The sequence below is a fragment of the Aeribacillus sp. FSL M8-0235 genome (genome assembly GCF_038000355.1).
Taxonomy (GTDB): domain Bacteria; phylum Bacillota; class Bacilli; order Bacillales; family Aeribacillaceae; genus Aeribacillus; species Aeribacillus composti.
Genome location: NZ_JBBOBW010000001.1, coordinates 3,112,896 through 3,130,799, shown reverse-complemented (window position 1 = coordinate 3,130,799; position 17,904 = coordinate 3,112,896). Strand labels below are relative to the sequence as shown.

The window sequence follows — 17,904 nt, the reverse complement described above, 5'->3', positions numbered from 1 at the left end:
GACGTTGCGTAAAGGTTTATGATGATCTTGTCAGGAGGTGAAAGGATGGAATATACGGTAAAACAATTAGCAGAATTGACCGGAGTTACAACAAGGACATTGCGATATTACAATGAAATTGGGCTTCTTATGCCAGCGAAAATCAATTCATCCGGATATCGCATATATGGGGAAAAAGAGGTTGATAAACTGCAGCAAATTCTTTTTTATCGAGAGCTTGGAGTTGATTTAGATACAATTAAAAAAATCATCAATTCACCATCCTTCGACAGCATGAAAGCTTTAAAGGAACACCGCGAAAAGCTTCTTGCAAAACGCAGGCAGCTAGATTCATTAATCGCAAATGTGGAGAAAACAATAGTGGCAAAGGAAGGAAGGATCACGATGAGCGATAAAGAGAAATTTGAAGCTTTTAAACAAAAATTAATTGAAGAAAATGAAAGAAAATATGGGCATGAAGTTAGAGAAAAATATGGAGGCGAAGTCGTCGATCGATCTAATCAAAAACTGAAAAACATGACAAAAGAGCAGTTCGAACAGCTGAAACAGCTTGAGGAAGAGGTCTTGAATACACTGAATAAAGCATTTGTAACTGGAGATCCAGCGAGCGAGCTGGCACAGAAGGCAGCTGATTTGCATCGTCAATGGCTCTGCTATTTTTGGGATCATTATACGAAGGAAGCTCATAGAGGAGTAACAGAGATGTATGTAGCAGATGAAAGATTTAAAGCGTATTATGATAAAAAACATCTTGGAGCAGCGGAATTTTTAAGAGATGCAGTTCGAATTTATACCATGAATTGAAAAGAATTTTTTACAATTCGGTCTTTGGAATGCTTTCTTTGATGAACCATATTTTAATTCTGTGACATCAACTACCCATTTTTCATTTGGCTTTTCCGCTGTGAATTCACGATTCAATATATTTTCTGCAACATGTTGAGGAGTAGATCGCTTATAAGATTTCTTCTTTTTTCGAATAACAGATTGTATACCGGCAACTTTCATCAGTCTTTATGATTGAAGTTCTGACCAAGCTTTCGATTTATATTCAACGTCATCCGACGGTAACCATAGATGCCGTCAACTTGTTTTTTGCAAAATAAAAGTGAAATCCTTATGCAGTGATTTGCAATGGGGCTTTACATGGAGGAGGAGCCATGATAACCTTTTTGGTTTTGCCAAAACTGTTGAATCTGGCGCTTGGCTAAAGAATCATGGCTACAGAGGATCCATGTCAAGCCCTTGATGGATAGATCACATATCTGTATATTTATTCAAAATTTTGAAAAAGATATACTGCAACACTCTGTATTTTTTTCTTGCAGAAAACAGTCAACTTTCTCATGGAGAACTTTCATCTCTTTTACGATTTCTTCATTCTGAAGTTCTCGGGAGGAAGGCGAACGTTTTAACCACTTATAGTAAGCAGCCCGTGAAATACCGGCGATTTCACATAATAAGATTATGCTTAGGGTTTTCTTTCTCATGAAGTTCCCGGATTGCGATATACTTGTCTTCAAAACGGATTTGGTTTACTTTCGCCTCCTTTCGATTTCCTCTAACTTTCTTAAAAAGATTCTCCGCACGTAAGCGTTCATTTTCTCTTTCTAACTTTTTCATCTCCAGTTTCATTTTTTCTTCTGGAGATAACTTTGCTTCTTCTTTTTTTCTTCCTCGTTTGTCTTTCAGCGCTTCTTCTTTACCATTTTCATACTTCTTCACCCATTGATATACTTGTTGATAAGAAACTTCATAAGTCTCTGCTGTTTTTTTATAATCTTTTCCGTTTCCTAAACAATCAAGCACAATTTGTATCCGTTCATTGCAAGTCGTTTTTCTTCCTTTAGTCATAGAGCTTGTCTTTCCTTTCGACGTTAAATCTCTATGGCTATTATACTTCTTCATCCATCGTTGAAGTACCGATCTACTAATACCATATGTCCTGACAATCTCTTACTGTGAGAACTCACCAGATAAATAATCTTTTACAGCTGCTTCAGCTGCTTCCTTAAAACCTTTCCAAGAATTTGAACGTTCTAGACCCTCTATTCCAAATTCCTCAAATTCATTTATCCATTGCCTTAAAGAATATTTAGTAATTTGATACCTTTTACAAAGCTCTTGAATAGTACATTCTCGGTTTTCATATGCAAGTAAAACTTCAAGTTTGAACTCTGTAGTATATTGCTTATACATAGAAAACTCCCCCTAAGGTAAAACAGATTTTTTATATTTTAATCTGTCTACCTTAAGGGGAGCATATCATGAAAGATCAGCCTCTTTATTTTTTACTTAAAACGTATGCGCTAAATCTTTTGCTCTCGCAATTGCGTTTTGTTTAATTTCCTCTGCTTTTTCAGGTTGAGCAGCGTGTCCTTCTACAAACAAGCCTTCAAATGAAGGAACACCGAAAAATTGCATCACAACAGCCAAATAGCGGTGACCCATTTCCATTTGAGCTGCTGGACCTTCTGAATAAATGCCTCCACGCGCTTGAATATGCAGGGCTTTTTTATCAGTCAATAACCCAACAGATCCTTGTTCAGTGTATTTAAACGTTTTGCCTGCAACTGCAACTGCATCAATATATGCTTTCAAGACAGGCGGAAATGAAAAATTCCATAAAGGTGTAACAAAAACGTATTTATCCGCTTCAATAAATTGTTCACAAAGCTCTGAAAGACGTCCAACTTTCGCTTTTTCCTCGGAAGTAAGCTCATCTAAGCTTTTTCCGGATCTCAGTTTCCCCCAGCCATTTAATACATCAGCATCGATTTGGGGAATATATTCTTTATATAAATCAAGGTGAATTACTTCATGGTCAGGATTCGCTTCTTTATAGGTTTCGATAAAAGCCTTTCCTGCTGCCAAACTGTAAGATTGGGTGTCATCAAGTGGATGTGCTGTAATGTACAATACTTTTGTCAACGTAAACCTTCCTCTCTAACTTGGTGCAATTTTTTTAGTGAAAAAATAAAAGTTATAAATTTTTATTTTGAAAATATTTATTTCGAGATAATTTTATAGGAGTTTGTTTTAGATTTCAAATGATTTGCTTGCAAAAAAATTTATCCAAATTTAGTCAAATAATTTGTTTTCAGCTGTTTAATTTATTTTTCACGTCTTATCGTCAATAAACATGGCTGATCTACGAATGAGCCTTGATCAGTTATTTTTGATTTTGAACGCTTTCGTCGTGAAAACCGTTTTTCATCCATTTGTTTGGAATATAATTTATTATTCCCTGTAATGTGAAGCTTAGCTATTGCCATTTTCTCCTCAAATGATAAGGCAGCATTTTCTTTACGGAAAGGCAGAGTAAATGCCCGTTTCTAAATTCTTTTCCAATAATCCCATCGTCCTTCATTTATTTCTTTTTCGATTGTTTTAATATATTTCTTTAGTTCAACGGGCATCTCGTCATTTTCCAGCTCATCCATTGTAAAAGTAATCATTTGCGCACCGCTGAAATCCATGACCTGTACAACTCTTTGCCGACCTTTAAAATATGTTAGCATAATGTGATATCTGCCCATTACGTTTCACCCTATTTTTCGTTTTTTTATGGGACCAATTGAAAGAATGTTGGATCGTTTAAACGTTCGGAAAGTTTTTCGAAAGTGGCAGTAAGCGCGAATGTATTTATCGTTAAAGTCTTTTACCGTAATCAATCTTTCTGTTATTACCCCTTGATCGGTCATGTAGATCATCTTTAAAGCAAAACCGTACTTTTTGGCATTCAGCAGCAAACCGTTCATGATTTTCACCTCACAAAAAAGAACGTTTGTTCTATTTTTATTATATACGAATATATGTTCTGATATGAAGAAGAAAATTTTGGAACGATTCATTTTTTTGGGCATCTTTCTTTAGAATGGAATGGCAGAGATTGAAATCACATGGAGAAGGGAATGCTGTTTTTTTTCGAGAAGCGTGCAAGTGGGGAAGTTAAAATCATTTTAAATAAAAAATAGCTGTCAAGAGGGCCTCTATATCGATGATTTATTGACAACACATGCTGTCTTGGAGTGCGTATGTAAAACAAATCAGCTTAACTTTAAGAAGCGAGGCGGAGTGCTGTGTTGACATAACTCATCTGCTCCAAGGATGGGGAGAAACTAATCTTATTTACTATTAATACGGCAAAATTTACATCCCATTAAATAGAACTGCAGGTAGTGTGTTCAATAGTGATATTTAGAAATGATAGATTTCGAGTGTTTCAAATTGCAAGATGTATGTTTAATAAAATCAAGATTTTTCTGCAAGCACTAGCTCCTAAAATGAAATGCATTTTTAATTGAGGCTGTACAGAAAGTCAAATCTCCATTGAAAACAAAAAATCATAAACTTTCAAAAAGATGAAAGGGGGCGTCAATAAGCCGATAAAACGGCTTATTAGACAGCCCCCCGCCATTGTCCGCACATTCCTTCATTAAATTTTTTGCAGAGCTTGTCTGACATCTTCTTTTAAATCTTCGATATGTTCTATGCCGACAGAGAAACGCACGAAGTTTGCCGGGATTCCTGCGAGCTGCATTTGTTCTTCGTTCATTGTTCCTTCCCACATCGCTGCTGTATGTACAACGAGAGACTCGACTCCGCCAAGGCTTACAGCGTTAGGAGGAAGCTTTAATGCGGAAACAAAGCGCTGTGTTTCAGCATAACCGCCCTTAATGGAAAAGGCAATAACGGCACCAAAGCCTTTCATTTGCCGCTTAGCAAGCTCGTGCTGCGGATGGCTTGGCAGCCCCGGATAATATACCCGTTCAACTTGAGGCTGATTCTCAAGAAATTCGGCTAACGCCAAAGCGTTCGCGTTAATCCGTTCGATTCGCATAGGAAGCGTGCGCAAGCCTCTCAGCAACAGCCAACCATCCATTGGCGAAAGCACTGAACCGATGGAAATATGCGTATTCCAAATACGTTCAGCTAATTCCTCGTTTGTGCAAATTACGCCAGCTGTCAAATCATGATGGCCGCCCATGTATTTTGTTGCACTATGGACAACAACATCAACCCCAAAGTCATGTGGACGCTGATTGATAGGGGAAGCAAACGTATTATCTGCGACAACGATAATTCCATGTTGGCGGGCAAGATCACACACTGCAGCTAAATCTGTCAATACCAATGTAGGATTGGCAGGCGTCTCAACCATAATAAGTTTTGTATTCGGACGAATTGCCTTTTCAAACGCAGAAGTGTCGGATTGGTCAACGAACGTCACGTCAACACCAAATTTCGGCAGCAGCTCATCCATAATTTTCGTTGTGCTCATATAATGATTTTTTTGGGCAATCACATGATCGCCTGCTGCGACAAGCGATAAAATAGTTGTCGCTATCGCTCCCATACCAGAGCCGGTTACTAAGGCTGTTTCAGTTCCTTCAAGATCTGCTACAATTTTTTGAACCCGTTCATGCACTGGGTTTCCGTAACGTGTGTAATATCGCGGATGACGAGGTGTTCCAGCAATTTCAGAAAATTCGCTTGCACTATGTGCCTGGAATGTTGCGGAATAGTAAATAGCAGGATTGACTCCTTTTTCGTCCGTTATAGAATCGTCGCCATGGATGACAATTGTTTCATCTCTGAGTGCTTGAGGATTCCGTTGTTCTTGTTCATTTCTTTTCATTATTTATTTCTCCCTTAAATCAAAGTAATTTTATAGATATTATATATCTATTATTAAAAAAATAAAACTAGTTTGAGAATTCATTTTTGTTCATTATATGATAAAACAGTATGAAACTTTTCGTTTTGATAAGAAAGGGGGCTTGAAAAATGAATTATACAAAACGTTTAAACGAGTATTACGCCGTGATTTTCACATCGGAAAGAACAGAAGGGGACAATGGTTATGAGGAAATGGCAAAGGAAATGGATCAATTGGTGCCCAAACAGCCCGATTTTTTAGGAGCAGAGAGTGCAAGAAATGAGAATGGCTACGGAATTACAGTTTCATATTGGGAATCATTGGATGATATCAAACGCTGGAAAGAAAATGCTTTGCATAAAGCGGCGCAGGATAAAGGCAGGAAGGAATGGTATAAACGTTATACAATCAGAATTTGCAAAGTAGAAGAGGAAAGGGTTTTCCATATTTGATAGATACTATAGCCCAGAAGAATGGCCGCTTCTCTAAAAAACAAAACCAAGGGAAAAGCATGAGACTAGGTTCATAGTAACTTCGCAAAATGTTTTGGCATAGCGCTGGATTGGTGAGAAAAAATTGCATATTATATAATGAACTAATGAAGTAAAGATTGTTCACTATTTGTGAACATTAGGATTGCGCAACTTTTCATTTTAGCTTAACACTGGAGAGAGAAAAATGTTAAAAAACATAAACAGCATAATGGAAAAGATGCTTCCTTTTTTAACCCCGTCAAGTGTTGTGATCGGGATTGTATTTTCAACTATATTTGACGATTTTTCTCAGCTTGTTCCGTGGATTTTTGCTTTTATTACGTTTGCGGGCAGTTTAAATCTTAGTTTTCATGCGTTTAAGCAGGCTCTTTTGCATCCGCTGCCGATTTTCGTCGTTCTTTTGCTGCTTCATCTTTTCATCCCGCTTTGGGCGTTTGCTGTCGGCCATCTTGCTTTTCAAGAAGACAGCTTCACAATCATTGGTTTAGTTTTGGCCGTGATCATTCCAACTGGTGTTACAAGCTTTATTTGGGTATCAATCCATAAAGGAAATTTGGCTTTAGCTCTTGCTGTTATATTAATAGATACGTTTATTTCTCCTTTTGTCGTTCCTGCCAGTTTATTAGTATTGGTGGGGAGAACGGTAGAAATCGATGTATGGAATATGACGTCTGGCTTATTTTTCATGATTATCCTGCCTTCCATTTTAGGAATGCTTGTAAATGAGTGGACGAAAAAAGAATTGAAACAGCGTATTGCAGCCGTTTTAAGTCCGTTTTCGAAAATAGCCTTATCGCTTGTAGTGATCATCAACAGTGCGATAGTGGCTCCTTATTTGGCGAACCCGAATAAAAAATTAATTTTGATTGGGTTTTTCGTTTTTTTGATTGCTACAAGCGGCTACTTTTTTTCATGGATGGCCGGGCGTCTATTAAAATTTCAACAGGTTGATATCATCACTTTAACGTTTACGGGCGGAATGAGGAATATTAGCGCCGGTGCAGTGCTTGCGATCACTTATTTTCCGCCGCAAGTGGCGGTACCGGTTGTCTTAGGCATGCTTTTTCAGCAGGTTTTAGCTTCTTTTTATGGACGTATGCTTGAAAAAGTTTATCACCATGCGCTTACTGAAAAAAAGTATGCGGCAAATGCAAAATGAACGCTTTTATGCAAAAAAGCATTTATAAAACGTTATGTGAGCATCCCCTTCAATTAAGGCATTTCTGCCTATATTGAAGGGGTTTTTTAAGGGCAATTTCAGGCATTGATGTGTTAATTATTTTATTCGCCAATTGGACGCAGAACCGGTAAGGAGCATCAATAATGACGTTACATGAATCAGCATTTTTTAACAGTGTTTTAGTAATATTTACAATTTAAACCCTGAATCCGTGACAAAACATCTTTACAATGGTCGCAAACCGTTGATACGATAAGGGAAAACGACGTTGACGATTCTTCATCAAGTAGGTGATGTGATGAAAGATTTCCCGATTCGGTTTGTATTGACAGATGAAGCGATTACCCCAAGTGCTGGGCTTGCTCTCGTTGGCTACTTACTCCATCGAACGAAACTGGATAAACGGGTAAACGCACTTCGGCTTCCAACGGTTCGTCGAGAAGTGCACATTTCCCATAGCGATGTCATTCGCTCGATGATTGGCTTGCTTGCCACAGGAAAAACGGATTTCGATCATATCGAAGCGTATCGTCAGGACGATATCTTTTCGGCATCGATGGGGATTCAGCACGTGCCTTCCTCTCCAACCTTGCGACAACGACTCGATCAGCTCGCTTGTCTTCCGATGACCGAAACGATTCTTTGGGAGGAGTCCATACGTCTGTTGATTCAACGACATGCCACTTTGTCCCCTTGTTGGACCAAAGGAAAGACGACATGGCTTCCCCTTGATATAGATGGTTCCCCATTTGACAACTCCGATACGAAAAAAGAAGGAGTCAGTCGAACGTATAAAGGATTTGACGGTTTTACACCGTTGTTTGCGTATGCAGGGAAGGAAGGGTATCTCGTTCATGCCGAGTTGCGTCCAGGGAAACAACATGTGCAAGACAACATGCCCTCGTTTTTAGTCACCGCTATCCGTCGAGCTCGTCAACTGACTTCATCTCGTCTGCTTGTTCGCATGGATGCAGGAAACGATGCAGAAGCGAATGTGCACGTATGCCTAAAGGAAGACGTGGACTTTGTCATCAAGCGAAACTTACGCCGAGAATCGACAGCGCTTTGGTTCCAGATCGCTTCGCAAAAGGGCAAACGTGTCGATGATGGACAAAGCGAAGGAGTACAAACCTATGAGCTATGCCTTCCACAGAAGGCAGCGATCGATGGAAACACGTATACGTACGTTCAAGTCACCCAAGTGACGGAACGGACGATGGAACGCAATGGACAGCTGATGCTCGTTCCTGATTATGAAGTGGAAAGCTATTGGGTGCGGCTCAAAGGATACGAGCATGTTCGAATGAGCGATGTGCTCGCGTTGTATCATGACCATGCGACATGCGAACAGTTTCATAGCGAACTGAAGAGCGACTTAGATTTAGAGCGGCTTCCATCTGGGAAGATGAAAACGAATGCGCTCGTGTTGGTCATGGGAGCCTTCGTTTACAATCTTCTTCGTCTGATTGGACAAGATCTATTAAGCGATCCGAGACATCCGTTGCACCACAAAGTGAAACGCCGCCGCATCAAGACGATTATTCAGACGGTGATCACGATGGCAGGGCGACTCGTCCGTCGATCACGACAGATCTGGATGAAACTGACGCGAAGGAGTGGCTATAGCGAGCCCCTACTGAACGTCTATCAGAAATGGAGAGAGGCAAGATAACGAACGAATGTTCGGGCACTGATGTCCAACGTCACTCCCTGTGCTTTTTTGTCTATTTTTTTGGTTCGTATACCTAAAAAAGAGATTTGTTCCATTTTCGGAAATAGAGATGACATAGGTCATAAGCATAAAAGGGGTTTTATGGATTATCAATCCATCAAAATTACAACAAAATCAAAGTCGATTTCAATTCATCACGGATTCAGGTTTAAACTATAAATTAGCAAAAATTAACTTTTTTACAAGGGAAATAAAAGCAAATATAGAATTGATTTGGTAAGCGTGCGCTAATAGATCCTAAAATCCTAAAAATAAATTACAGAAGGTATTTAAACAATGTTTCGGCTACTAGTCTCTGACAAAGTGAACAATGAAGGACTGAAACCGTTGATAGAATCAGAAGCGGTTGAAGTTGTCCTTAAAAGTGTATCGGAAGCAGAAGATGAACTAAATCTTTTTGATGCTCTTTTGGTGAGGAGCAGCACAAAAGTAACGAAAGAGCTTTTAGGAAAGAGGACCTCTTTAAAAATTATCGGAAGAGTCGGAGTCGGTGTAGATAACATTGATATTGATGAGGCAACAAACCAAGGAGTAATTGTCATTAATGCTCCCAATGGAAATACCATTTCGGTAGCCGAGCATACACTAGCGATGATTTCTTCTTTGATGAGGCACATTCCGCAAGCGAATATTTCAGTTAAAGCAAAAGAGTAGAATCGGTCAGCATTTGTTGGATCTGAACTTTACGGGAAGATCTTAGGCATTATCGGTTTTGCATAAAGATAATTCCGTAAAAATGGAGGCTAAGTTATCATGCAAAAAGTTTTTCTCTTGACGATCGGTATGTTCGCTCTTGGGTTTGATGCTTATGTGATAGCTGGTTTGCTTCCGGATATCGGTGCAACTTTTCATATAACTCCTTCACAAACAGGGCAAGCCGTGAGCGTCTTTACGCTTTGTTATGCACTGGCCGCTCCGGTATTTGCAACACTGCTTGCTGGAAAACCGATGCGCAATATTTTATTGTTGGCGCTCGCAGTATTCTCGATAGGCAACGGGATAAGTGCACTAGCTTCAAATTTTTCCATGCTGCTGATTGCACGGGCAATTGCAGGCATCGGCGCCGGACTTTACTCTCCGCTAGCATCAGCAGCTGCAGCATCACTAGTGCCCGAACAGAAACGCGGCAGAGCACTTGGTATGACTCTTGGCGGCATGAGCACTGGAACAGTCATGGGAGTCCCTCTTGGACTGGTGATTGCGGAACATCTGAAGTGGAATGGAACTCTTTGGGTGATCACTGCACTAGGCTTAATTGCCATGATGGGAATTGCCATCTGGTTTCCACATTTTGCAGCTTCAGCTCCACCTTCACTCCGCCAGCGCGTCGCAATGATGACAAATAGACGGGTTGCAGCAATTGTTGGCATCACTTTTATGACCAGTGTTGCCAGCTTGGGTCTTTACACATATATTGCTGTTATTTTGAATAACTTGGCGGACATTTCCAACAACACGCCATATCTTTGGGCATGGGGAATTGGCGGCGTAGTTGGCAGTTTTTCCATCGGCGCTTTGATTGACCGGACAGGCAAACCGGGTTTGCTCATGGCAGGAATTTTGGCCATAATGGCTTTGTCCATGTTCAGTGTGCCATTCGCCCTTTCATTTCCGATCCTGTCATTTCTGCCTTTTATTCTATGGGGGGCGATGGGCTGGGCATCGCAAGCCCCGCAGCAGCATGAATTGCTTCGCATACAGCCTAATCAAGGTGCAGCGGCCGTTGCTTTGAACAGTTCCGCAAATTATTTGGGCAGTGCAATAGGTTCTATTCTTGGAGGGATAGTGATGCTGGCTGGATTGGCTCCTTCCCAACTTCCGTTTGCCGCCGGCGGCCTTGCATTAGTGACATTACTGGGACAATGGGGGATTTTATCAAGCAAAAGAAAGCATGAAAGTGAGAGAAAACAATCTATGCAACAATGACTATCTCCAGTTTGAATAAACATATCATACTCATTTGTCAAATATCAAAGGGGTTGTTTATAAAATTTTATACAGCGAGCCATACTAAATAATGGTGATGGCTGAATGTACGAAAAAGAAGAATTGATCCGCTTTGTCCAAGAAGCGAAAAAGTATGGGCATCAGGGGAAAGTTGCCAGTTACATACCGGCTCTTGGCAAAGCGAATCCAAATGATTTATCTATTGCTATATATATGCCTGATGGGAGAATCATTGACGCTGGGGATGTAACGGTAAAAGTGACGCTTCAAAGCATTTCAAAAATTATCGCTTTAGCTCTTGTCATTATGGATCACGGTGAAAAGGAGGTATTCAAAAAAGTCGGGATGGAGCCGACGGGCGATCCGTTTCATTCCATTGCCAAGCTTGAGGAAACACAGCCTACAAAGCCGCTGAATCCGATGATCAATGCCGGTGCACTTGCCGTAACGCATATGATTTCGGGAAGAACGGTGAAAGAACGGCTGCAGAGACTCATTCGTTTTGTCCGCAAGCTAACAGGAAATCCAACCATTTCTTATTCGCAAGAAGTCGCTCAATCCGAATTTGAAACCGCGTTTTTAAACCGCTCCTTATGTTATTTTCTTCGACAGCATAATATTATAAACGAAGATGTCGAAGATCTGATGGAGCTTTACACGAAGCAATGCGCCATTGAAATGACATGCATCGATTTGGCGCGCATCGGCCTCGTTTTTGCGATGGATGGGCGCGATCCGTTTACAGAAGAGGAAATCATGCCGCTTGATGTAGCGCGTATTTGCAAAACGTTTATGGTCACCTGCGGCATGTATAATGCTTCGGGAGAATTTGCGATTAAAATCGGGATTCCGGCAAAAAGCGGCGTCTCAGGAGGCATACTCGCATCTGTTCCAAAAAGATGCGGCATCGGCATATTCGGTCCAGCATTGGATGACAAAGGCAATAGTCTGACCGGCATCAAACTGCTTGAATTTTTATCTAAAACATATTCATTAAGTATTTTCTAATATTTGAGGAGGAGACATACGATGCGTGAATTCACTGTTAAATTTCACCTTGAAGATGATATGGAAGAAATGAAAGTGCAAAAGCTGAGCCCGGATGATTTTGAAAGGGTGACAGAAGGAGGGACAAGACATTTGTTTGATCTCGATACAAACATTGGTTTTTTCGTCTTTTTTGACGCTGAGGACAGCGATGGCAATATGTCTTATCTTTCCCTTCGCTACGAGGAGGACGAGGAAGATCCGAGCGAATGCTACCGGTTTGAACTAAAAGACTTTTATGAATTTATAGCTCTTTATCTAAATGACTTAGAATTCGGTGATGAAGTGATGGCGGAGCAGGAGGAAGAGGAAATATACAGCCCCATTCAGCATCTTGCTCATCTTCTTTTCCATGTTGCTGAAGAAGGGAAAACAGTTGAAGTTTGAATACGTTGAATGAAATCCAGGGCATGCATACGAATTCAAATGCCAATTTTTCAGAAAGGCTTATTTTCAATCAACAACATCTATGTGTTTCAGAATTGCATTTTTTGTAATAAAGGAAAGTACCGCGGGCGATCCAGATTGATGTTCACCGTTTCGTTAGGGCTTGGCAGGAGAAACGATTTTTGAAAAGTGCTTTTGAACTATGGATTTGGCGAAAAGGTAAGAGGCGCATAATATCGAGTGGCGTCCGATCTTTTTTATATTTCAATGTTTTTTTACCTTTTGTTCATCGTTTCGTCATATTTTTTGCCTAGTATGTGAATAAGACAAACGATGAAGAAGAGGAGGGCTTTTGCTATGGGATATTATGATGAAATAGATCAAAACGATCGTGTGGAAAGAAAAAAGAACAGTTTGTTGAAGCCGGTTCTTTCTTCTTTAATCAGCGGTGTTTTGGGCGGAGCTGTTGTATACGGTGCGTTGACCTACTTGCCATTCCAAGATCATAACAAAGCTTCAAATGAAACAGAGCATGCAGCGGTCAGTCAAAATACAAACGATCAGGAAGCATCTGTTAATGTTGCGAAGATTTCCAATCAAGGCGATATTGCAGAAATAGCTGAAAAACTTTCACCAGCGATTGTCGGCATTTCTAATTTGCAGCAGCAAAGGACAGATTGGTTTGGATCGCGCCAAGATTCTTCCAGCGAAGAAGTGGAAAGCGGAAGCGGAACAGGAATTATCTTTAAAAAGTCCGGCAATGATGTTTTTATTGTTACAAATAACCATGTTATTGAAGGGGCTTCTTCATTGGAGGTAACGCTTTCCAATGGCGATAAGGAAAAAGCAGAGGTAGTCGGTGCTGACTCATTGACAGACTTGGCAGTCATAAAAATTAATAACAATAGTGTTAACACAGTAGCTGAGTTTGGTGATTCCGATAATATACGAGTCGGCGATCAGGTCATTGCAATCGGGAATCCGCTTGGCAGCGATCTTTCTAGAACTGTAACAGAAGGGATTATCAGCGGAGTCAATCGCACAGTGACGATTACAACTTCTGAAGGAGACTGGGCGCTTGATGTCATTCAAACTGATGCAGCGATCAATCCAGGAAACAGCGGAGGCCCTTTAATTAACATGGATGGGAAAGTCATCGGCGTCAGCAGTATGAAAATCAGCCAGGAAGGTGTGGAAGGGCTCGGATTTGCTATTCCAAGCAATGATGTTGTGAAAGCGATCAATCAATTAATGGAAAAAGGAAAAATTGACCGTCCGTTTCTTGGAGTTGCATTATTAAATGTAAGCGAGCTTCCTGAGTATTTCCTTAGAGACACACTCAATTTGCCATCTGACGTTAAAGAAGGTGCGGTAGTTGGAAGAGTTCAGGCAAATTCTCCCGCCGATCAGGCCGGATTGCAGGAAAAGGATGTGATCGTCGCATTGGATGGGCAAAGCATTCACAACACGAGTGAGTTAAGAAAATATTTGTACAGTGAAAAGAAATCAGGAGACTCAGTCAAAGTCAAATTATATCGGGACGGAAAAGAAAAGACCGTCACAGTTACCCTTTCAAGTCAAGACTTATCGCAAACCTGATCGGGAATAGTATTAAAAAGAAAGGGCCCGCAAAAAGTCAGTTCAATTAACTTTTTGCAAAGCCCTTTTTTCAATGGAAATCTTTTTCATCAATGTGAAAATGATCTATCTCTGATAAATGAATGATACTCGCCAATTAACAACAGCATCATTTGCTTAGAAAAATTTCATCGCTATACATAACTTGTTTACATATTTGCTTCGCTAGACGAGATATTTTTTGGTTGAGCAGATTGTACAGCTTTGCTTGAGATTGCTAAAACAAATAAACAACTAATACTAATTAAAACTCCGTCCAATATTAGCGGAGCTCCCCAGCTGCCTGTGCTGTCTCTTAAATATCCTGATACGACTGGCGACAATACGGCGCCAATTTCTGCTATCAGATTCAGCATGCCAAATGCCCCGCCTTGTTTGCCTTCCGGCGCCAATTCTGCATTTAATGCATGTGAAACCGGCTGCAATGCAAAAAAGAATAATCCTGATATAAATAAAATGATTGATGTAATAATCGGGCTGCTATTTTCCGTTTGAATATACCAAGCAAAAACAAATATTGAAACAGCTAAAAGAAAAGTTAAAAGCGCTAATACATTTCTGCGGCCGTTCGGTCTATCAGCTAACAGGTCAGAAATTTTTCCGCCAAGCGGGAACCCGATAACCCCTGCTACTGCGTTAAATGAAGCTACTGCTGCTGCGGCAACTAGTGCTCCGCCGCCAAATTCTTGGACAATTGCCGTAGACCAGAATCCATACAACCATAAATGCCATAAAATCGGCAGGAAAGATAGATAAAGGAAAAACAGGTTTTTATTCATAATCAAAGGGTGCACTTCTGATTTTTTTGTTACATAAAGATATATGATCAATATGGGGGCTAAACTAGCCAAAATAAAAGCTATGACAATCGATGAGAGCCCTAATTTTGTTGATGTGAAGTATATCGCCATGATGATAACCAAAAACACAAGTGAATAAATACTTAAGTGATATAACGATTTTCCGTAAAATTCCTTCACACCAGGTGAATTTGGATCTGCTGATTGTATCAATTTTTTATCAGGCTTCATAAATTTAAACATAAGAACAGCAACGATTAAAGTAATGAATCCCATGAATAGAAAAGGAACTCTCCAAGCCTCATTTCCCATTAGAGGAACAAAAGCTTCCAGAAGAAGAGGTGTACCGATTGTTGCCAACGTTAAGCCGATAGACAGGCCAGTAATAACAACTCCCATTCCTAAGCCCATTTTTTCCGGAGGAGTGTTGAAAGCAATATAGGATCTGTCATTTGAATAAAGGATTCCTTCACCTAATCCAAGTAATACACGGAATAAAACAAACATGACGAGTCCGCCTGATAAGCCTGTGAAAAAAGTGGCGACGGCTGCCCACAAAATACTTAATATAATAATAGGGCGGTATCCAAATTTATCTCCCAAGTTTCCTCCAGGAAATTGGTTTAACATAAATCCGGCAAAAAACAAACTGCCTATTAAGCCCCCAAATTCATGAGGATTCGGGACATCTGAAAAAAATGATATTTTATGTTCTATCATCCAAGTAACAATTGGGCCTGTCGCAGTTCTGTCGATATAAGAAACAACCCATCCTAGGAACAGCATTCCCCATATTGTATGGTACCTTTCCCATTTTTTCATTATCATTTTCACTCCTATCTAGATTTAAAATTTAACATAACCTTTAGATAGCGCTTACATAAAGGGGCAAAAAGAAATAGAAAATGCTGCTGGTTGAATATAAGATCAATTGGCTGCTGGTTTTCTATATTTCGGACGATGTGCGATGAAAGGAATATAAAACTTTTTTAGCCTACATTCTTGATGATTCCATCTTGTTTTTGAACTTTCTCCGCAGCTTTAAAGTTTTGTACTTTCAACTATTCCAAATGAATTCAAATTTTAAATGCTTTTTGCTCCCGCTTTTTAAACTGTGGAATGGTTTTTTTCCTCTCTCATTTGATTTTCTTGACTAATAGCGGGCAAATATACATCTAAAACAGCGGAACGGCCAGACTTGACAGTTTTTATTGCTTCATTCAGAGCCTCTTTCAGCTCATGAGGGTTTTCTATTTTTCTTGCATAGGCGCCACCTGCAGCTTCTGCAATTTTCGAAAGATCAGCATGAGGAGTGAAATCTACGAAAAATTGATTCGTTTCATTTGCGATCCCATTCGGATGAACAGCTAAGGTTGACAGTTTCGGAGATTTCCAACCGCGATTATTATAAATTACGGTTAAAAATGGCGCGTCATATTTTTGCGATATCCAATGAACGCTCGAAGGGACGCTAAACAGATAAGATCCATCTCCAGTAAGGCTGATCACTGTTTTAGACGGGTCTGCCAGTTTTGCTCCTATCGCTGCTCCGCCGTTCCATCCAAGTCCGCCTCCGCCGCTGCCAAAAATAGAACCTGGTTTGGTCATTTGCAAATGGGTATATAATGTTTGGAAATTTGAAATGCCTTCATTGACAATAATCGTGTTTTCATCGCACACTTCCCGTATGCAGGCAGTTAAATACTCAGGCGTGATAATGTCGTCAAAAAATTGTTCAGCTTTTTTCCATTCTTCACGCTGAGCTTTATGATATTTTTCTATTTGTTTTCTCCTTTCATTTACTTGCAAGCTGTCAATGTCAGCGTTTTTAATCACTTCGTTCAACTGGTGCAAGGCCGTTTCGGCATCAGCTGCGAAAAAACGTTTTGATGGGATATACCATAATGTCATCCCTTCCTTCAGCGGATCTTCATCAATATAGTAAATCGTACAATTTGGCGATGGTTTATTATTCACTGGAATCCAAGGAACATCACTGTCAATGACCATTATAAAATCTGCTTTTTCGATTAAATCGTTTTGTGTTGAAGTATTCCACTGATATCCGCAATGAAGCGGGTGATCAGATGGAAAGTTCATATAGTTTGGCACTGACTCTAAAACAGGTATCGCAAGTTTTTCACAAAATTGAACGAGTTCTTTCACCGCTTGTTTGTTTTTGCCAATATATGACGTGACAATGAGCGGATTATTTGCTGCCAGTAAATCTTTCACTAAAGGATCTATTTCTTGCGGTGCCAGTGCACGCGCTGCAATTGGTCTCCATTGCTCAGGATGAATTTCTACTTTTTCTACTTCCTCCTCCAAAACTTCTCTAGCGCTCGTCAAATATACGGGTCCTTTCGGGCTGCTTTGAGCAATTTGCAGTGCACGATGGACAATTTGTTTTACATTTTTCCCGGTGCGAATCTCATGAGTATACTTCATGTAACCCCTTACAATTCCGGGCTGATCGGGAACATCCTGAATCCAGTGAATAAATTCGTTCCTGCTTCCCCGAAGCTCCCCTTCTTGAGTATATGGAGAAGTTCCGGCAAAAATGAGGACAGGCACCCGACCTTTCCAAGCATTGTGAATGGCAGCGCCAAGGTTTTGCGTGCCGCATTCAACATGCACTAAAACAGCTTGAGGTTTCCCGCTTACTTGAGCATATCCATGTGCAGCGCTTAAGGCAACCATTTCATGTGGACAAGTAATGATTTTCGGAAAATCAATTCCCTCTTTTTCAGCTTCGGCAAGGGCTTCAATAATGGCAGGGTGATCGCTTCCTAGATTTGAAAAAATAAAGGAAACATCAGCTTCTTGTAACGCTTCTAAAAGTGCCTTGCTTGTCGTATATCGGCTGGTCAAACAACACACACCCTTTCAACATAATTTAGATAATTAATACTAGTCAGATAATTCCGTAATCAGAATTGTACTTGAAAAGAAAAGATAGTACAATACTATAATAACTATCATAATAATAGAAAATATCTATAGAAAGGAGCTATAAA

At 40.1% G+C, this 17,904-nt stretch carries 16 protein-coding genes and 1 pseudogene; 9 read left to right on the top strand and 8 right to left on the bottom strand.

The genetic code is table 11. From position 1 onward, the window contains the following. The first annotated feature begins 45 nt into the window (after positions 1-45). Positions 46-804: a MerR family transcriptional regulator gene (locus tag NSQ71_RS15365; RefSeq protein ID WP_340734175.1), complete on the top strand. Its 759-nt coding sequence runs from the start codon at positions 46-48 to the stop codon at positions 802-804. A gap of 648 nt (positions 805-1,452) precedes the next feature. Here the strand turns inward: NSQ71_RS15365 and NSQ71_RS15355 are convergent. The 6 genes from NSQ71_RS15355 to NSQ71_RS15330 all read right to left on the bottom strand — a co-directional run bounded on the left by NSQ71_RS15355 (position 1,453) and on the right by NSQ71_RS15330 (position 5,641). Further along, positions 1,453-1,854, bottom strand: a complete 402-nt coding sequence (locus NSQ71_RS15355; RefSeq protein ID WP_340734174.1) for a helix-turn-helix domain-containing protein — start codon at positions 1,852-1,854, stop codon at positions 1,453-1,455. 102 nt (positions 1,855-1,956) lie between these two features. Beyond that, positions 1,957-2,199, bottom strand: a complete 243-nt coding sequence (locus tag NSQ71_RS15350; RefSeq protein ID WP_340734173.1) for a helix-turn-helix domain-containing protein — start codon at positions 2,197-2,199, stop codon at positions 1,957-1,959. 96 nt (positions 2,200-2,295) lie between these two features. Continuing rightward, a complete protein-coding gene (locus tag NSQ71_RS15345; RefSeq protein ID WP_063386284.1) occupies positions 2,296-2,931 on the bottom strand; it encodes an FMN-dependent NADH-azoreductase in 636 nt (211 codons plus the stop codon). 404 nt (positions 2,932-3,335) lie between these two features. Next, the gene (locus tag NSQ71_RS15340; protein ID WP_063386282.1) at positions 3,336-3,539 is read right to left on the bottom strand and encodes a hypothetical protein; all 204 of its coding nucleotides are present in this window, start codon (positions 3,537-3,539) and stop codon (positions 3,336-3,338) included. Positions 3,540-3,545: 6 nt separating this feature from the next. Then, entirely contained in the window at positions 3,546-3,761 is a 216-nt protein-coding gene (locus NSQ71_RS15335; RefSeq protein ID WP_063386281.1) for a hypothetical protein, read from the bottom strand. Positions 3,762-4,438: 677 nt separating this feature from the next. Next, positions 4,439-5,641, bottom strand: a complete 1,203-nt coding sequence (locus NSQ71_RS15330; RefSeq protein WP_375338759.1) for a trans-sulfuration enzyme family protein — start codon at positions 5,639-5,641, stop codon at positions 4,439-4,441. A gap of 149 nt (positions 5,642-5,790) precedes the next feature. Between NSQ71_RS15330 and NSQ71_RS15325 the strand changes: the two genes are divergently transcribed. The 8 genes and pseudogenes from NSQ71_RS15325 (at position 5,791) to NSQ71_RS15290 (ending at position 14,048) form a co-directional block, all read left to right on the top strand. Next, a complete protein-coding gene (locus NSQ71_RS15325; RefSeq protein ID WP_340734172.1) occupies positions 5,791-6,114 on the top strand; it encodes an antibiotic biosynthesis monooxygenase family protein in 324 nt (107 codons plus the stop codon). 226 nt (positions 6,115-6,340) lie between these two features. Next, the gene (locus NSQ71_RS15320) at positions 6,341-7,315 is read left to right on the top strand and encodes a bile acid:sodium symporter family protein (protein ID WP_340734171.1); all 975 of its coding nucleotides are present in this window, start codon (positions 6,341-6,343) and stop codon (positions 7,313-7,315) included. Positions 7,316-7,634: 319 nt separating this feature from the next. Further along, on the top strand, positions 7,635-9,008 hold the full coding sequence (locus tag NSQ71_RS15315) for an IS1380-like element ISGsp2 family transposase (RefSeq protein ID WP_327847978.1): 1,374 nt from the start codon (positions 7,635-7,637) through the stop codon (positions 9,006-9,008). Positions 9,009-9,344: 336 nt separating this feature from the next. Next, positions 9,345-9,719: pseudogene (locus tag NSQ71_RS15310) on the top strand (phosphoglycerate dehydrogenase); the annotation flags it as partial. Positions 9,720-9,821: 102 nt separating this feature from the next. Beyond that, positions 9,822-10,994 carry an MFS transporter gene (locus NSQ71_RS15305; protein ID WP_094244546.1) on the top strand — a complete coding sequence of 391 codons (1,173 nt, stop codon included), beginning with the start codon at positions 9,822-9,824 and terminating at the stop codon, positions 10,992-10,994. A 105-nt stretch (positions 10,995-11,099) separates the two neighbouring features. Beyond that, positions 11,100-12,023 carry a glutaminase A gene (glsA, locus tag NSQ71_RS15300; protein ID WP_066247321.1) on the top strand — a complete coding sequence of 308 codons (924 nt, stop codon included), beginning with the start codon at positions 11,100-11,102 and terminating at the stop codon, positions 12,021-12,023. Positions 12,024-12,044: 21 nt separating this feature from the next. Beyond that, positions 12,045-12,449 (top strand): cytosolic protein, encoded by a 405-nt coding sequence (locus NSQ71_RS15295; protein WP_339193287.1) that lies wholly within the window; start codon positions 12,045-12,047, stop codon positions 12,447-12,449. 357 nt (positions 12,450-12,806) lie between these two features. Beyond that, positions 12,807-14,048 (top strand): S1C family serine protease, encoded by a 1,242-nt coding sequence (locus NSQ71_RS15290; protein ID WP_340734170.1) that lies wholly within the window; start codon positions 12,807-12,809, stop codon positions 14,046-14,048. A 188-nt stretch (positions 14,049-14,236) separates the two neighbouring features. Here NSQ71_RS15290 and NSQ71_RS15285 read toward each other — a convergent pair whose 3' ends face one another. Both NSQ71_RS15285 and NSQ71_RS15280 read right to left on the bottom strand, forming a co-directional pair. Further along, positions 14,237-15,709 (bottom strand): MFS transporter, encoded by a 1,473-nt coding sequence (locus tag NSQ71_RS15285; RefSeq protein ID WP_232515608.1) that lies wholly within the window; start codon positions 15,707-15,709, stop codon positions 14,237-14,239. A gap of 285 nt (positions 15,710-15,994) precedes the next feature. After that, complete coding sequence (locus NSQ71_RS15280; RefSeq protein WP_339230190.1) at positions 15,995-17,758, bottom strand: thiamine pyrophosphate-requiring protein; 1,764 nt, start codon at positions 17,756-17,758, stop codon at positions 15,995-15,997. Positions 17,759-17,904: the final 146 nt, after the last annotated feature.

Excerpts from the sequence above, each read along its gene's own strand:
- NSQ71_RS15365 (WP_340734175.1), top strand. The coding sequence starts at position 46 with ATGGAATATACGGTAAAACAATTAGCAGAATTGACCGGAGTTACAACA.
- NSQ71_RS15355 (WP_340734174.1), bottom strand. The coding sequence starts at position 1,854 with ATGACTAAAGGAAGAAAAACGACTTGCAATGAACGGATACAAATTGTG.
- NSQ71_RS15350 (WP_340734173.1), bottom strand. The coding sequence starts at position 2,199 with ATGTATAAGCAATATACTACAGAGTTCAAACTTGAAGTTTTACTTGCA.
- NSQ71_RS15340 (WP_063386282.1), bottom strand. The coding sequence starts at position 3,539 with ATGGGCAGATATCACATTATGCTAACATATTTTAAAGGTCGGCAAAGA.
- NSQ71_RS15335 (WP_063386281.1), bottom strand. The coding sequence starts at position 3,761 with ATGAACGGTTTGCTGCTGAATGCCAAAAAGTACGGTTTTGCTTTAAAG.
- NSQ71_RS15330 (WP_375338759.1), bottom strand. The coding sequence starts at position 5,641 with ATGAAAAGAAATGAACAAGAACAACGGAATCCTCAAGCACTCAGAGAT.
- NSQ71_RS15325 (WP_340734172.1), top strand. The coding sequence starts at position 5,791 with ATGAATTATACAAAACGTTTAAACGAGTATTACGCCGTGATTTTCACA.
- NSQ71_RS15320 (WP_340734171.1), top strand. The coding sequence starts at position 6,341 with ATGTTAAAAAACATAAACAGCATAATGGAAAAGATGCTTCCTTTTTTA.
- NSQ71_RS15315 (WP_327847978.1), top strand. The coding sequence starts at position 7,635 with ATGAAAGATTTCCCGATTCGGTTTGTATTGACAGATGAAGCGATTACC.
- NSQ71_RS15305 (WP_094244546.1), top strand. The coding sequence starts at position 9,822 with ATGCAAAAAGTTTTTCTCTTGACGATCGGTATGTTCGCTCTTGGGTTT.
- glsA (WP_066247321.1), top strand. The coding sequence starts at position 11,100 with ATGTACGAAAAAGAAGAATTGATCCGCTTTGTCCAAGAAGCGAAAAAG.
- NSQ71_RS15295 (WP_339193287.1), top strand. The coding sequence starts at position 12,045 with ATGCGTGAATTCACTGTTAAATTTCACCTTGAAGATGATATGGAAGAA.
- NSQ71_RS15290 (WP_340734170.1), top strand. The coding sequence starts at position 12,807 with ATGGGATATTATGATGAAATAGATCAAAACGATCGTGTGGAAAGAAAA.
- NSQ71_RS15285 (WP_232515608.1), bottom strand. The coding sequence starts at position 15,709 with ATGAAAAAATGGGAAAGGTACCATACAATATGGGGAATGCTGTTCCTA.